This is a genomic window from Streptococcus cristatus (assembly GCF_001578775.1).
GTDB classification, from domain to species: domain Bacteria; phylum Bacillota; class Bacilli; order Lactobacillales; family Streptococcaceae; genus Streptococcus; species Streptococcus cristatus_A.
Genome location: NZ_KQ969063.1, coordinates 161,632 through 177,836, shown reverse-complemented (window position 1 = coordinate 177,836; position 16,205 = coordinate 161,632). Strand labels below are relative to the sequence as shown.

At 44.6% G+C, this 16,205-nt stretch carries 12 protein-coding genes; all 12 read left to right on the top strand.

The features are described 5' to 3' along the window. Position 1: 1 nt before the first annotated feature. The 12 genes from SCRDD08_RS09195 to SCRDD08_RS09140 all read left to right on the top strand — a co-directional run bounded on the left by SCRDD08_RS09195 (position 2) and on the right by SCRDD08_RS09140 (position 16,204). Positions 2 to 667, top strand: coding sequence for a hypothetical protein (locus SCRDD08_RS09195; RefSeq protein WP_061423421.1), 666 nt, complete (start codon positions 2 to 4; stop codon positions 665 to 667). A gap of 39 nt (positions 668 to 706) precedes the next feature. Then, the gene (locus SCRDD08_RS09190) at positions 707 to 1,195 is read left to right on the top strand and encodes a hypothetical protein (RefSeq protein WP_061423420.1); all 489 of its coding nucleotides are present in this window, start codon (positions 707 to 709) and stop codon (positions 1,193 to 1,195) included. A gap of 239 nt (positions 1,196 to 1,434) precedes the next feature. After that, positions 1,435 to 1,950: a hypothetical protein gene (locus tag SCRDD08_RS09185; RefSeq protein ID WP_061423419.1), complete on the top strand. Its 516-nt coding sequence runs from the start codon at positions 1,435 to 1,437 to the stop codon at positions 1,948 to 1,950. Positions 1,951 to 2,522: 572 nt separating this feature from the next. Continuing rightward, positions 2,523 to 6,095 carry a DNA-directed RNA polymerase subunit beta gene (gene rpoB / locus SCRDD08_RS09180; RefSeq protein WP_061423418.1) on the top strand — a complete coding sequence of 1,191 codons (3,573 nt, stop codon included), beginning with the start codon at positions 2,523 to 2,525 and terminating at the stop codon, positions 6,093 to 6,095. A 38-nt stretch (positions 6,096 to 6,133) separates the two neighbouring features. Further along, positions 6,134 to 9,778, top strand: a complete 3,645-nt coding sequence (rpoC, locus tag SCRDD08_RS09175; RefSeq protein WP_081104298.1) for a DNA-directed RNA polymerase subunit beta' — start codon at positions 6,134 to 6,136, stop codon at positions 9,776 to 9,778. Between the two features lie 256 nt (positions 9,779 to 10,034). Continuing rightward, the gene (locus SCRDD08_RS09170; RefSeq protein WP_005591269.1) at positions 10,035 to 10,706 is read left to right on the top strand and encodes a CPBP family intramembrane glutamic endopeptidase; all 672 of its coding nucleotides are present in this window, start codon (positions 10,035 to 10,037) and stop codon (positions 10,704 to 10,706) included. A 148-nt stretch (positions 10,707 to 10,854) separates the two neighbouring features. Beyond that, entirely contained in the window at positions 10,855 to 11,484 is a 630-nt protein-coding gene (locus tag SCRDD08_RS09165; RefSeq protein WP_061423416.1) for a hypothetical protein, read from the top strand. A gap of 188 nt (positions 11,485 to 11,672) precedes the next feature. After that, a complete protein-coding gene (gene folP, locus SCRDD08_RS09160; protein ID WP_061423415.1) occupies positions 11,673 to 12,623 on the top strand; it encodes a dihydropteroate synthase in 951 nt (316 codons plus the stop codon). Between the two features lie 2 nt (positions 12,624 to 12,625). Then, complete coding sequence (locus tag SCRDD08_RS09155; protein ID WP_061423414.1) at positions 12,626 to 13,969, top strand: bifunctional folylpolyglutamate synthase/dihydrofolate synthase; 1,344 nt, start codon at positions 12,626 to 12,628, stop codon at positions 13,967 to 13,969. Next, positions 13,950 to 14,504, top strand: a complete 555-nt coding sequence (folE, locus tag SCRDD08_RS09150) for a GTP cyclohydrolase I FolE (protein WP_002896758.1) — start codon at positions 13,950 to 13,952, stop codon at positions 14,502 to 14,504. The genes SCRDD08_RS09155 and folE overlap by 20 nt, the downstream gene beginning before the upstream one ends. Positions 14,505 to 14,590: 86 nt before the next feature. Then, positions 14,591 to 15,403, top strand: coding sequence for a 2-amino-4-hydroxy-6-hydroxymethyldihydropteridine diphosphokinase (folK, locus tag SCRDD08_RS09145; RefSeq protein WP_061423413.1), 813 nt, complete (start codon positions 14,591 to 14,593; stop codon positions 15,401 to 15,403). A 93-nt stretch (positions 15,404 to 15,496) separates the two neighbouring features. Continuing rightward, a complete protein-coding gene (locus SCRDD08_RS09140; protein WP_061423412.1) occupies positions 15,497 to 16,204 on the top strand; it encodes an ABC transporter ATP-binding protein in 708 nt (235 codons plus the stop codon). Position 16,205 lies beyond the last annotated feature (1 nt).

Sequence of the window (16,205 nt, the reverse complement as noted above, 5' to 3'; positions counted from 1 at the left end):
GATGTTTGGAAAACAGAATAGGGAAACTGATACCAAGGTTAGGTTACTTCAGAAATATTTCAAAACAAAACCTGCCCAATCGTATTTAATGCTCATTGTGCTTGTTTGGTCAGTATATGAGATTGGTGCGACCAGTCTGGCTAGTAACTCGGTCTTGACCAAGGAATTTATGCATAGTCGGTACGTTATGGTTTGGCCAATGGTAGATAGAAAGGCAAATCTATACCACTATGCGGAAGAATGGACTAGTGACGTATTAAATGGAATTATGCATCTAGATTATGAAAATATTAGAATAACTAGTTTTCCTAGAAAATGGGATAGTGAAGTTGAAATATACTATGCTCTGTCTGAAGATAAGTATGCTGATAGAGTATATTTTTTCTTAGATGAACCAATATCCAGAGCCTATACTACTAGTTTAGAGCAAAATTATTATTTGATTTCAAAGAATGCAGCTGTTATTAAAGAGGAAACAGGCAAAACGATTGAACAGTTAGGTCAAGAAGTGGGACATGCAAGGAAAAACTTCTTATCTGCTCTTGGTAAGATGAGAATCCTTCGTTTGGTCTATTTGCTTCTTTGTCTGATAGTATTGTTGCTATGTATCAGGTGGTCGGGTCAGCGGAGAAAACGGAAAGAAGATGAAATATTGCAGAATGGATAGACTCCTAATACGATATGGGGTCTATAAGGAGATTCACAAATGACCTTGAAAAAACAATGGGATTGGAATTTAGGTTGTAGTTTATTACTTGTTGGAGTTCTGGCATCTGCTTTTCTCTTTTATTTATGGGCACAAAATCTTGGTAAATATACCTTACAACCTGGTCAGTCTATTAGTCTGAAAGTCAAACCTCGGACACAAGATGTGGAATACTATTCTGTATTAATTTTGAAGAAAAATAATAATAATAAGCTTAAATTATCAGGTTCAGGAGTTTGGTTTGAGATGCATGGCGATATTTTTTATGATGTTGAAGGGCAAAAACTTGTTCGAAGCCATCATTCAGAAGATGCTGATGAAGAGTTACCCAATAATCAAAAAGATATTAAATTAGTGCAGGATGGAATTGTTGTCAGCTACCAGGGGGAAAAAGCTTTTAATGTAACTAATAACAAGTCCTACACGATCACCATCACCAATGTAGACGACAAGACAGCTCACTTTGAAGCTCAAGTGGTGGACAAGTAAGGTAAAGCGTTGGCAACAACTTAGAATTAGCAATCAAGTTACAGACCGACTGCCTAAAGAGCGTGACTACCTGATAGCTACTCTAGCCTCTGGAGAACTCATGTAAGAAGCTTGTACAGCAGGTGGACAATTTATCAAGCATGGCAAAAGATGGGATTTCTTATGGAAACCAGATACGGATGAGCATAAAAAATCAAAAGAAGATTTTTATGATTATTTGAAGCGAGGAGAAGATAAAAATGTCGGTACGTAAAAAAATAATAAGCATCCTACTTTTGATAATAACTGCTTTTGCCATTTGGTTGCTCTTTTGGCCAGATAATAAACCTGAACCAGATTTTTCCTCTGCCAATAAAATTGAATTACTGGCAAGTATCCTCGCAGGTGACAACGAGGATATTATCCGAGATGCTGGCTATGGAATTCCGGATGACCCAGTGATTCGCCGATGGGGGATAAATAAACTTAAAATATCTGGGAAATTAAACTTGGATGTACGCCCACCGACTAGTTTGGAAGACAGTGAGCTTCTGATTCATTTTTCTACTACAATTGATGGTAAAGAAATAGATGCAGGTTTTTTCGTGGATAAAGAATTAAAATTGACTTATTCAAGATATACTTATATAGATAAGGATGGTGTTAGGAAAAAAATTGAGATAGATGAGACTCAAGAAAAAGAGCTACTACGTCAGGTTCAAACAGAATTGAATCAGTTTTTTGAAAAAATGAAACAGCAACTAGCTTCTAAATAGGAAATATAATAAAAGAATTATAAATAAAGATTCGGAAGGCTGTTGATGAGCCACTCTGGGAAGAATTGGATAGGAAACATGAAGGATACATCAAAATCCAGGGTTAACATGTTCATGACGACGAGGAAGTGGATGAGAGCGACTTAAAATAAACATGCTTCTATTTCAAGATTAGAAAGTGTCCTGGAAATTAGATAAAACTACTTGAATTTTTACATAAATATGGTATAATAGTATCAATAATTTGTCGTGTGCTTTGATTGAAATATTGTCCGATTAAAGCTTGCAGCAGTTAAATCAAACTTTTTATAAGTCAGATTTAGCTGCTCTTTTTGTGTCTATTTTTCAGAATTCTAGGATTTGTAACGCAAATTTAAAGATTCTAAAAACTTAGCAAAAGGGACTGATTGTAGCTGTTTTGACGAGAGTCAATGGCGTAGAAGGGGTCTCCCCTTAGTAAGAGTGAAGAAGAGTGTGATATGAGAGGCAGATGGTTATGATTCCAATAATCGGTAAATCTCAATTCTCTCCGATTCCCTCCCTCTGTACTTTATAAAAAAGGAGTTAGAAACTTGGCAGGACATGACGTTCAATACGGGAAACATCGGACCCGTCGTAGTTTTTCAAGAATTAAAGAAGTTCTTGATTTACCAAACTTGATTGAAATTCAAACAGACTCGTTTAAAGATTTCTTGGACCATGGTTTGAAAGAAGTCTTTGAGGATGTACTTCCTATTTCAAACTTTACCGACACCATGGAATTGGAATTTGTCGGCTATGAAATCCGTGAGCCTAAATATACGCTGGAAGAAGCTCGTATCCACGATGCTAGCTACTCAGCGCCAATCTTTGTGACTTTCCGTTTGATTAACAAGGAAACTGGTGAAATCAAGACGCAGGAAGTCTTCTTTGGTGATTTCCCAATCATGACTGAAATGGGAACCTTCATCATCAACGGTGGTGAGCGGATTATCGTGTCTCAGTTGGTGCGTTCGCCAGGGGTTTACTTCAACGATAAAGTTGATAAAAACGGTAAAGTTGGCTACGGTTCAACGATTATCCCTAACCGCGGAGCTTGGTTGGAGCTAGAAACAGACTCAAAAGATATCGCCTATACTCGTATTGACCGGACGCGTAAAATTCCATTTACTACTTTGGTGCGTGCGCTTGGTTTCTCAGGTGATGATGAGATCTTGGACATCTTTGGTGACAGCGACTTGGTGCGCAACACCATCGAAAAAGATATTCACAAGAACCCAATGGACTCTCGTACGGATGAAGCTCTGAAAGAAATCTACGAGCGCCTTCGTCCAGGTGAGCCTAAGACGGCTGAAAGCTCACGTAGCTTGCTTGTGGCTCGTTTCTTTGATCCACATCGCTATGACTTGGCTGCTGTTGGTCGTTACAAGATTAACAAGAAACTCAACATCAAGAACCGCCTGCTCAATCAAACATTGGCAGAGCATCTGGTAGATGCTGAAACTGGAGAAATCTTGGTTGAAGCTGGTACAGTTATGACCCGCAGTGTCATCGACAGCATTGCAGAGCAGTTGGACAATGGTTTGAACAAAATCACTTATATTCCAAACGACTCAGCTGTCTTGACAGAGCCTGTAGAATTGCAGAAGTTCAAGGTCGTCGCACCAAGCGATCCAGATCGTGTTGTGACCATCATTGGCAATGCGAACCCATCTGACAAGGTTCGGACTGTAACACCAGCTGATATTTTGGCTGAAATGAGCTATTTCCTCAACTTGGCAGAAGGTATCGGCCGTGTGGATGATATTGACCACTTGGGGAACCGTCGTATTCGTGCGGTTGGTGAGCTTTTGGCTAACCAAGTTCGTCTGGGACTTTCTCGGATGGAGCGTAATGTTCGTGAACGGATGTCTGTTCAGGACAATGAAGTGCTGACTCCACAACAAATCATCAACATCCGTCCAGTGACTGCAGCCATTAAAGAATTCTTTGGTTCTTCACAGTTGTCTCAGTTCATGGACCAACACAATCCGCTGTCTGAACTTTCTCACAAGCGTCGTCTGTCTGCCTTAGGACCTGGTGGTTTGACACGTGACCGCGCTGGCTATGAAGTGCGGGACGTGCACTATACTCACTACGGTCGTATGTGTCCGATTGAAACGCCTGAAGGACCAAACATCGGTTTGATTAATAACTTGTCTTCTTATGGACACCTTAACAAATACGGATTTATTCAAACGCCTTACCGTAAGGTAGACCGTGAAGCTGGTGTGGTAACCAACGAAATCGTTTGGTTGACCGCTGACGAGGAAGATGAATTTATCGTAGCGCAGGCCAACTCTAAGCTGAATGAAGAGGGCGGCTTTGCAGAAGCGATTGTTATGGGACGTCACCAAGGTAATAACCAAGAATTCCCTTCAGACCAAGTAGACTACATGGACGTATCACCTAAGCAGGTAGTTGCCGTGGCGACAGCATGTATTCCTTTCTTGGAAAATGACGACTCCAACCGTGCCCTCATGGGTGCCAACATGCAACGTCAGGCTGTGCCTTTGATTGATCCAAAAGCGCCTTACGTTGGTACTGGTATGGAATACCAAGCTGCCCACGATTCTGGTGCAGCGGTTATTGCTCAGCATGATGGTAAGGTTACCTATGTGGATGCGGATAAGGTAGAAGTTCGTCGCGAAGATGGTTCACTAGATGTGTACCACATTCAAAAATTCCGCCGTTCAAACTCAGGAACTGCTTACAACCAACGTACACTTGTTAAAGTTGGCGATGTTGTTGAAAAAGGTGACTTTATCGCTGACGGACCTTCTATGGAAAATGGAGAAATGGCGCTGGGACAAAACCCAATCGTTGCCTACATGACATGGGAAGGTTACAACTTCGAGGATGCCGTTATCATGAGCGAACGTTTGGTTAAAGACGATGTCTACACATCTGTTCACTTGGAAGAATATGAATCAGAAACCCGCGATACAAAGCTTGGACCTGAAGAAATTACTCGTGAAATTCCAAACGTTGGTGAAGATGCTCTTAAAGACCTTGACGAAATGGGGATTATCCGTATCGGTGCCGAGGTTAAAGAAGGCGATATCCTTGTCGGTAAAGTAACACCTAAGGGTGAAAAAGACCTTTCAGCTGAAGAACGTCTCTTGCATGCTATCTTTGGTGATAAGTCTCGTGAAGTGCGTGATACTTCCCTTCGTGTACCTCACGGTGCCGATGGTGTCGTTCGCGATGTGAAGATCTTTACTCGTGCAAACGGTGATGAGTTGCAATCTGGTGTCAATATGCTGGTACGTGTCTACATCGCTCAAAAACGTAAGATCAAGGTCGGAGATAAGATGGCCGGACGTCACGGAAACAAAGGGGTTGTATCCCGTATCGTTCCTGTGGAAGACATGCCATACTTGCCAGACGGAACACCAGTTGATATCATGTTGAACCCACTTGGGGTGCCATCCCGTATGAATATCGGTCAGGTTATGGAACTCCACCTTGGTATGGCAGCTCGTAACTTGGGCATCCACATTGCGACACCAGTCTTTGACGGAGCAAGCTCAGAAGATCTCTGGTCTACAGTTCGTGAAGCTGGTATGGATAGCGATGCTAAGACGATTCTTTATGATGGACGTACTGGTGAGCCATTTGATAACCGCGTTTCTGTCGGTGTCATGTACATGATCAAGCTCCACCACATGGTTGACGATAAGCTCCATGCCCGTTCAGTTGGTCCATACTCAACTGTTACCCAACAGCCACTCGGAGGTAAAGCTCAGTTTGGTGGACAACGTTTCGGGGAAATGGAAGTTTGGGCCCTAGAGGCTTACGGCGCGTCAAACGTACTTCAAGAAATCTTGACTTACAAGTCTGACGATATCAACGGACGTCTGAAAGCTTATGAAGCGATTACCAAAGGGAAACCAATTCCAAAACCAGGTGTGCCAGAATCCTTCCGAGTTCTTGTGAAAGAATTGCAATCTCTTGGTCTTGACATGCGTGTCCTTGACGAAGATGACCAAGAAGTGGAACTTCGTGACTTGGATGAAGACATGGATGAAGATGTGATCCATGTGGACGATCTGGAAAAAGCACGTCAAAAACAGGCTCAAGAAGCTAAAGCAGCTTTTGATGCTGAAGGAAATGAAGAAAAATAATTCGTCGCTGATTAGATAAATAAGAAAGGTAAGAAATAGTGGTTGATGTAAATCGATTTAAAAGTATGCAAATCACCCTAGCTTCTCCAAGTAAGGTCCGTTCATGGTCTTACGGGGAAGTGAAGAAGCCTGAGACAATCAATTACCGGACCTTGAAGCCAGAACGTGAAGGCCTCTTTGACGAGGTGATCTTCGGGCCAACCAAGGATTGGGAGTGTGCCTGCGGTAAGTACAAACGGATTCGTTATAAAGGGATTATTTGTGACCGCTGTGGTGTCGAAGTAACACGGACCAAGGTTCGTCGTGAACGTATGGGGCACATCGAGCTCAAAGCGCCGGTTTCTCATATTTGGTATTTCAAGGGAATCCCAAGCCGTATGGGCTTGACTCTGGATATGAGTCCGCGCGCTCTGGAAGAAGTCATTTATTTTGCTGCTTATGTGGTGATTGATCCTAAGGAAACACCACTGGAGCACAAGTCTATCATGACGGAGCGCGAGTATCGTGAGCGCCTCCGTGAATATGGTGCAGGTTCATTCGTTGCCAAGATGGGAGCAGAAGCTATCCAAGACTTGCTGAAACAAGTGGATTTGGAAACAGAAATTGCAGCTCTCAAGGAAGAATTGAAAACAGCTTCTGGTCAAAAACGAGTCAAGGCCATTCGTCGTTTGGACGTTTTGGATGCCTTCTACCGTTCTGGCAATAAGCCAGAATGGATGATTCTCAACATCCTGCCAGTCATTCCACCAGATCTACGTCCAATGCTTCAATTGGATGGTGGCCGCTTTGCCTCATCTGACTTGAACGACCTCTACCGCCGCGTTATCAACCGGAACAACCGTTTGGCTCGTTTGCTCGAGTTGAATGCACCAGGTATCATCGTTCAAAATGAGAAGCGGATGCTGCAAGAAGCGGTGGACGCTTTGATTGACAATGGTCGTCGTGGTCGTCCAATCACTGGACCAGGTAGCCGTCCGCTTAAATCTTTGAGCCATATGCTCAAAGGTAAACAAGGCCGTTTCCGTCAAAACTTGCTGGGTAAACGGGTTGACTTCTCAGGTCGTTCCGTTATCGCCGTTGGTCCGACATTGAAGATGTATCAATGTGGTGTGCCACGTGAAATGGCGATCGAGCTCTTCAAGCCGTTTGTTATGCGGGAAATTGTTGCCCGTGACTATGCACAGAATGTGAAAGCTGCTAAACGCATGGTAGAACGTGGCGATGAGCGTATTTGGGATGTCTTGGAAGATGTTATCAAAGAACACCCAGTGCTCCTTAACCGCGCACCAACCCTTCACCGTTTGGGTATCCAAGCCTTTGAGCCGGTTCTAATCGACGGTAAGGCTCTTCGCTTGCACCCACTGGTCTGTGAAGCCTACAATGCCGACTTTGACGGTGACCAAATGGCCATCCACGTCCCATTGTCTGAAGAAGCTCAAGCTGAAGCTCGTATTCTCATGCTGGCTGCTGAGCACATCTTGAATCCAAAAGACGGAAAACCAGTTGTAACACCATCTCAGGATATGGTCTTGGGTAACTACTACCTGACCATGGAAGAAGCAGGTCGTGAAGGCGAGGGAATGGTCTTTAAAGACCGTGATGAAGCTGTGATGGCCTTGCGTAATGGCTATGTCCACTTGCACACTCGTGTAGGTATCGCGACAGATAGCCTCAACAAACCTTGGACAGAAGATCAAAAACACAAGATCCTTATGACTACAGTAGGTAAGATTCTCTTCAATGATATCATGCCAGAAGAGCTGCCTTATCTGCAAGAGCCAACGAATGCTAACTTGACAGAAGGTGTTCCAACTAAATACTTCTTGGAGCCAGGTAAAGACATCAAGTCTGCTATTGAAGCCCTAGAGTTGAATATTCCGTTTAAGAAGAAAAATCTAGGAAATATCATCGCTGAAATCTTCAAACGCTTCCGTACGACAGAAACATCTGCCCTGCTGGACCGCTTGAAAGACCTAGGTTACCACCATTCTACACTGGCTGGTTTGACAGTGGGTATTGCTGACATTCCAGTCGTAGAAGACAAGGCAGAGATTATTGAAGAGTCTCACAAGCGTGTAGAACAAATCACCAAGCAATTCCGTCGCGGTATGATTACTGATGACGAGCGCTACAATGCTGTCACTGCTGAGTGGCGGGCAGCTCGTGAGAAATTGGAAAAACGTCTGGTTGCCAACCAGGATCCGAAGAACCCTATCGTTATGATGATGGACTCTGGAGCCCGTGGTAACATCTCTAACTTCTCACAGCTTGCCGGTATGCGTGGTCTGATGGCTGCTCCGAACGGACGTATCATGGAATTGCCAATCCTTTCAAACTTCCGCGAAGGTTTGTCTGTATTGGAAATGTTCTTCTCTACTCACGGTGCTCGTAAGGGCATGACCGATACGGCCCTTAAGACAGCCGATTCAGGTTACTTGACTCGCCGTCTGGTTGACGTTGCTCAAGACGTGATTATCCGTGAGGACGACTGTGGTACAGATCGCGGCTTGCTCATCACTTCTATTACAGAAGGCAAGGAAATGATCGAGTCTCTGGAAGAGCGTCTCAATGGTCGTTATACTAAGAAGACGGTTAAACACCCAGAAACTGGCGCAGTTATTATCGGTCCAAATGAATTGATTACCGAAGATAAGGCGCGAGAGATTGTCAATGCTGGTGTTGAAGAAGTGACGATTCGTTCCGTCTTTACATGTAACACTCGCCACGGTGTCTGCCGTCACTGCTACGGTATCAACTTGGCGACTGGTGATGCGGTTGAAGTCGGTGAAGCAGTCGGAACCATCGCTGCCCAATCTATCGGGGAACCTGGTACACAGCTTACAATGCGTACCTTCCACACGGGTGGTGTTGCCTCTAATACCGATATCACTCAGGGTCTTCCTCGTGTCCAAGAAATCTTTGAAGCCCGTAATCCGAAAGGGGAAGCGGTCATCACAGAAGTCAAGGGTGAAGTTACTGCCATCGAAGAAGATGCATCTACTCGTACTAAGAAAGTCTTTGTTAAAGGTGCAACTGGTGAAGGTGAATATGTAGTGCCGTTTACAGCCCGTATGAAGGTGGAAGTGGGCGACCAAGTTTCCCGCGGTGCTGCCTTGACCGAAGGTTCTATCCAGCCTAAGCACTTGCTGGCTGTCCGTGATGTCTTGTCTGTTGAAACTTACCTGCTTGCTGAGGTACAAAAAGTTTACCGTAGCCAAGGGGTAGAAATCGGCGACAAACACATTGAAGTAATGGTTCGTCAAATGATTCGTAAGGTGCGCGTCATGGATCCAGGTGATACAGATCTCCTCATGGGAACTCTCATGGATATCACTGACTTTACAGATGCTAACCGTGATGTGGTTATCTCAGGCGGAGTGCCTGCGACAGCTCGTCCAGTCCTCATGGGAATCACCAAAGCTTCCCTTGAAACTAACAGCTTCCTTTCTGCAGCTTCCTTCCAGGAAACAACTCGTGTCCTGACAGATGCTGCTATCCGTGGTAAGAAAGACCATCTCCTTGGACTCAAGGAAAATGTTATTATCGGTAAGATCATCCCGGCTGGTACTGGTATGGCTCGTTACCGTAACTTGGAACCACAAGCAATCAATGAAGTTGAAATCATTGACGAAGTTGTGGAAACAGCAGAGACTGAAGAAGTTGAAACAAGCGTAGAATCATAAAAACTTGCTTGAGTTTACAATATAAAAGTCTATCAGGAAGAGAATCTTGTATTCTCTTCCTTTTTTGCTAGGTGCACTGAATTGGTGAAGATATAATAAAAATTGAAATTTTAGCGCTCTATTTTGCTGCCAGATTGAATCAAAAGCTTAGGGAAGGAGCTTCCTAGTAAGCATGATGGCACATTTTTTGATTTTATATGGCTCTTAGCTGTACAGGAAGGGAAAAATTCGATATACTAAGTAAAAGGAGGAAGAAATGAAAATTTTTTTGCAAAAAGTGGAATATAGTTTACTGGCTTTGTTTTTAGCCGTACAGACTCAAGTTCCTTTTGTACTGATCCAGTTTTACAAAGGTCGAGATCAAAGTTTTTCAATGGGATACACCTTGCTTATCCTGATGATTTATTTGCTGATCATTTTTTATGCCCTGCGAATGGCTAAAAAAGAAGGCTTACTGACCCTTGATTTTAGTTTTTTTAATTTAAAATCAGTGATCTGGCTAGTATTATCCTATCTGATAACTTTCGGAGTTAGTATTTTTGCTGCGATTATTATGGTTCTAGAGGGCCAACTTTCAGGAACGACAGCCAATCAAACTGCTTTGCAAAACTTGTTTCAGAGTACGCCCGTTGTTTTGCTTATTGTGGGAGCTGTTTTTTCAGCGCCAATTTTGGAAGAGATTATTTTCCGTGGTTTGATTCCCCAAAAGCTGTTTCCAAAGCATGAGTTGATTGGTCTGATAGTTGGTTCTATCCTTTTTGGTTTTTTCCACGGTCCGACCAACATCGGTAGTTTTGTCCTTTATGCTGGTATGGGGGGCGTTCTAGCTTTGGTAGTTCACCAGACTAAGCGTTTGGAAATGGGAATTTTAGCCCATATGTTACGGAATGCCATTGCTATTTTGGTGATGATCATCTCACAAAGTTAACGATATATCATTCATGGATGAAGAGGTCAGATTGACCTCTTTTTTGACATTTCAGGGATAAAAAGTGACTTTTGAGGACATGGAGCTAGCAAAGCGAATCTTTTGCCTTATAATGAGAGTTGTATCTTAGCTTTAGGGAGTGAAAAATATGCGTCTCAAATTTCAAAAATCTATCCAAATCTTATTAGTAGCTATGTTAATGCAATCGGTCTTGCTGCTTTTGGTTCATCCGATGACCAATCGTTTCGCTTTATCGAGGCCTAACTTGCTTTTTATCTCTCTGTTTTTGTTCATTCTTTTAGGGTATGCCTCTTATTTTTCTCGTGTGTGGCGGGATTTTAAGATAGAGCTACGGGCTTCCAAACGGTTTCCACACTTGCGCTACCTTTATTTTTTGATGATTGCAAGCAACGCAGCGAGTCTTGTTCTCCTTTGTGGGCAGTCGAGTTCGGAGCTAACATCTTTGCAGCAGCTTATCTCAAACAGTTTTTCCGCCTCCTCCTTGCTATTGCTTGGCATGGATTTATTTGGTATGTCATCACAGGCTAAGCAAAACAGGCAGATGAAATACAGAAAGAGTTGGTGTATTGCCTTGGGAATTGCTCTCTTTGCTTTCCTGAGAAATCCCGGAGAATCATCTTGCTTTCTAATTTACCTAAGCTTAGGCATAGCTTTTGTCCGGCTCTTAAAAGCTTGGGTTGGATCTCTGGAATTGTCCTTACTGGCTCATCTTCTTCGGAATTTACTTCTGATTCTCCTTTTGCCTTTCTGTTTGTAAAAAGTGTTTTCTTAAATAGGGGAATTGTGGTAAAATGGTAAATGAAACAAGGGGCAGATGAGGTCTTCTTGTGAAGTCGAGTGCAGTTCATAGGACTGGATGCTGCATCTGCTGTTGGCTTTGCGGTACACTAGATGGGTGTGCCTTTTTTGTTGAAAGGCAGTAGCAGCAAGGGGAAAGGAAATACGATGAATCTAAGACAACTTGCTCCAGAGGGCAAGACGGCCCTTTGTGGGATCCTCAATGTTACCCCAGATTCCTTTTCGGATGGGGGCAAATATGATACGGTGGAAAAGGCTTTGGAGCAGGCACATAAGATGATAGCTCAAGGAGCTCATTTGCTAGACATCGGTGGCGAGTCGACTCGTCCAGGCAGCCATTTTGTGGACATTGAAGCGGAGATAGGTCGTGTGGTACCGGTCATTGAGGCTCTTCGCCGAGAGACTGATATCCTCATTTCTGTAGATACTTGGAAGGCACCAGTTGCAGAAGCAGCATTGGCCGCTGGAGCCAATATCATCAATGACATCATGGGACTCTTGGGTGATGAGAGAATGGCAGCTGTGGCTGCCAAGGCTGGAGCGCCAGTTATCGCCATGTTCAATCCAGTCATGGCTCGACCCCAACATGCTAGCTCGAAAATCTTTCCGACTTTCGGCTTTGAGCCTGCTTTTACGGAGTCGGAATTAGCAAATTTTGAACAGCTGGATATTCAGGCACTCATGTGGGCATTTTTTGAAAAGACGCTGGAGAAAGCTAAGCAAGCTGGGCTGGAGCGGGAGCAAATCATGCTGGATCCAGGGATTGGCTTTGGTTTGACAAAGCGGGAAAATCTCTTGCTCTTACAGGAGTTGGATAGCATTCATCAGGTAGGCTTTCCTATTTTTCTGGGTGTCTCTCGCAAGCGCTTTTTGGTCAATATATTAGAAGAAAATGGTTTTGAAACTGACCCAGAGACGGAAACAGGTTTTCAAAACAGAGACCTGGCTTCAGCTCATTTGACCAGCATTGCAGCTAGTCAAGGTGTTGAGGCTGTCCGAGTGCATGATGTGGGAGTCCACCGGATGGCAGCCGAGATTGGTGATGCCATTCGACTGGCTCAGAAAATGGAAGATCTAAATTTACGGCAGTATAAGTGACTATGACAAAAGAAGAATTGCCAGATTTAAGCTGGCTGGAAGCCTATCGGACGGATAGTCCTAATTTTGACTTGGAGCGGATGGAGCGGATGCTGGCGCTGCGGGGAAATCCTCATTTGCAGCTGTCAGTGATTCATATAGGGGGGACCAACGGGAAGGGCTCGACCATTTCCCACCTGCGTCAACTCTTGGAAATGCGAGGCTTGCGTGTAGGGACCTTTACTTCCCCCTATCTGATCAGCTACAATGAACAAATCGCCATCAATGGCCGGCCTATTCCCAATCAAGATTTGTCGCGCCTTCTAGAGACTTATCGAGCTCTCTTTGAAGAGCAAGCGAACGATGAGGTTTTGCAGGGAGTGACTGAGTTTGAAATCATGACGGCTTTGGCCTATGATTATTTGGCTCAGGAGCGGGTTGATGTGGCCATTATGGAGGTCGGCATGGGCGGCCTCTTAGACAGTACCAATGTCTGCCGACCTGATCTGACAGCTATTACGACTATTGGCTTAGATCATGTGGCTCTGCTGGGGCATTCGCTGGCAGCGATTGCCGAGCAGAAGGCTGGGATTGTCAAGCCAAATGTACCCTTGGTGACTGGACGGATTGAGCCAGAAGCTTTGGCGGTCATCGAGGACAAGGCTCATCAAAAGCAAGCTCCCCACTATGTTTATGGGCAGTCTTATCAAGTTCAGAGCTTGGGCGGGACTGAATCAGGAGAACAATTTAATTTCTCTAATGCGCATCGGGAGGCGGAGCCTTACCTGACGCCTCTGCTGGGGCAGCATCAGGTAGACAACGCTGGTTTGGCGATTCAGCTCTGTGACCTCTATTGTAAGCTCAAGCAGTTGCCGCTGTTAACAAAAGAACAAGTTGGCGCCGCTTTAGTTACGACAAGTTGGCCGGGTCGGATGGAGCAGATTTCGCACCAGCCTCGTATTTTGCTTGATGGCGCCCACAATCCACATGCTATGGAGAGGTTGACGAGGACCTTGAGCCAACATTATCCAGACTTGGATAAGAAAATCCTTTTCAGCTGTATCCAGACCAAGTCTCTGGAGGAAATGGTGGGTCAACTCAAGCAGGTGCCTAAGAGTCAGCTAATTTTGACCAATTTTGCAGATCCACGGAGCTTTTCCAAAGAAAAAATGGAGGAGCTGGCTTGCGAGCAGGGATTGAACTATGCTGATTGGCAGGGATTTTTAGAGGCTTATTTGAAAGCTGAGCATAGGGACGATGAGCTTTTGCTGATTACGGGCTCCCTTTATTTCCTAGCTCAGCTCAGGGCCTATATCATTGACAAAGAAAAAGAATCTAGGAGTGAATATGGACACGAAGAAAATTGAAGCAGCTGTTGCCCAGATTATTGAGGCGGTTGGAGAAGACGGAAGCCGCGAAGGTTTGCAGGAGACGCCACAGCGCATTGCTAAAATGTACCAGGAAATTTTTGCTGGGCTGGGTGAGACTGCTGAGGAGCATCTGGCCAAGTCTTTTGAAATCATTGACAATAATATGGTAGTGGAGAAGGATATTTTCTTTCATTCCATGTGTGAGCACCACTTCCTGCCATTTTACGGGAAGGTTCACATCGCCTATGTGCCTAATGGTCGGGTAGCAGGCCTGTCCAAGCTGGCTCGAACGGTAGAAGTCTATGCTAAGAAACCGCAGATTCAAGAGCGATTGACCGTAGAGATTGCTGAGGCTTTGATGGACTATCTGGGCGCTCAAGGGGCCTTGGTCTGGGTGGAAGCTGAGCATATGTGTATGAATATGCGCGGAGTCAGAAAGCCTGGCACTGCAACGGTTACTACAGCGGCGCGCGGCGTTTTAGCGACGGACAAGGATCTGAAAAATGAAGCTTACAAGCTGATGGGACATTGATCTTATCAGTGGTGGAGCATGTCGGGAAGGGCTAGATAGTTTTATCAAGGATGAATGCAGAAACTTGAATCAGAAAGGATAAGAGAATGGATCAGCTACGCATTAAGGATTTGGAAGTGTATGCCTATCACGGTCTGTTTGGAGCAGAGAAGGAGTTAGGCCAGCGTTTTGTGCTGGATTTGATTTTGGACTATGATATGACTCGGGCTGCTAAAACAGGCGACCTGACAGCTTCTATCCACTATGGAGAATTGGCTCAGGATTTGACCCGCTGGTGTCAGGAGAGCAAGGAAGACTTGATTGAAACGCTGGCTTACAAGCTGATTGATCGGATTTTTCTGACTCATCCTTTGGTACAGAAGGTCAATTTGGAGGTCAAGAAGCCTTGGGCACCGGTGCCTCTGCCTTTAGAGACCTGCTCAGTCAAGCTAGTTCGTCAAAAGCGGAAAGCCTTTATCGCTCTGGGGAGCAATCAAGGCAACCCAACTGCCAATCTGGATGCGGCTTTGGAAAAAATGGCAGAGCAAAATATAAGAGTTTTGCAGGCATCAAGCCGTATCAAGACAGAGCCTTGGGGTGGCGTTGAGCAGGATCCGTTTCTTAATCAAGTTGTTGAAGTTGAAACCTGGCTCAATCCTGAGGAGTTGATGCAGACGCTCTTGGCTATCGAAGCAGATTTAGGGCGCGTGCGGGAAATCAAATGGGGACCGCGTGTGATTGATTTGGATATTCTTTACATAGGACAGGAAGAGCTATACAGTCCAGATTTAATTGTTCCTCATCCTTATGTGGCTGAGCGGGCTTTTGTCTTGCAATCTCTAGTGGAAATCGCTCCACACTTTGTCGACCCCGTACAGAAAAAAAGCATCCGCCAGCTCTGGGATGCGGTTGAAAAATGAGAAAAGAAACTTGTCGCGAGGCAAGTTTTTTATTATCTGAACTTTCTCTGAACTTGCCCCTGTATACTAAAGAAAAAACAAAAGGAGTTCAGTATGGAACATATGGTGAAAATAGAAGGAGTCTGCAAAAAACATGGCAGTAAGCAGATTTTAAAAGATATTTCTTTTACAGCTAGAAGTGGTCGGATTACAGCTTTTCTAGGACCAAATGGTGCAGGGAAAAGTTCGACCTTGAGGATTCTCTTGGGGCTTGATCGGGCGACAGCAGGGACTGCGACTTTTGATGGGCAAACCTATCAGTCAATGACCTATCCGCTCAGAACGGTAGGTGCAGCCTTTGATGGCATTGGCGGTCTGCCAAATCGAAAGGTCTATGACCACCTGAGGATTATTGCGGCGAGTAATGCTATTCCCAAGTCTCGGATTGATGAGGTTTTGGAGATGACTGGAATCGCTCATAAGAGAAAGGACCTCTTGTCAAGCCTGTCTCTGGGGGAAGGTCAACGCTTGGGTTTGGCTGCAGCTTTGCTGGGTGATCCTCAGTTTCTCATATTAGATGAGCCGACCAATGGACTGGATCCAAGCGGGATTAAGTGGTTTAGAAAGTTCATCCGTCAGCAGGCTGATTTAGGGAAAACAGTACTTCTATCCTCCCACATCCTGTCAGAGGTGCAAATGGTGACAGATGATGTCGTCTTGATTCATCATGGACGAATTATTGAGCAGGGACGATTGGAAGAGGTGCTGCAAGATTCAGACAGTCTAGAAGATCTCTTCTTTGACTTGACAGAGGAGGTTTAAG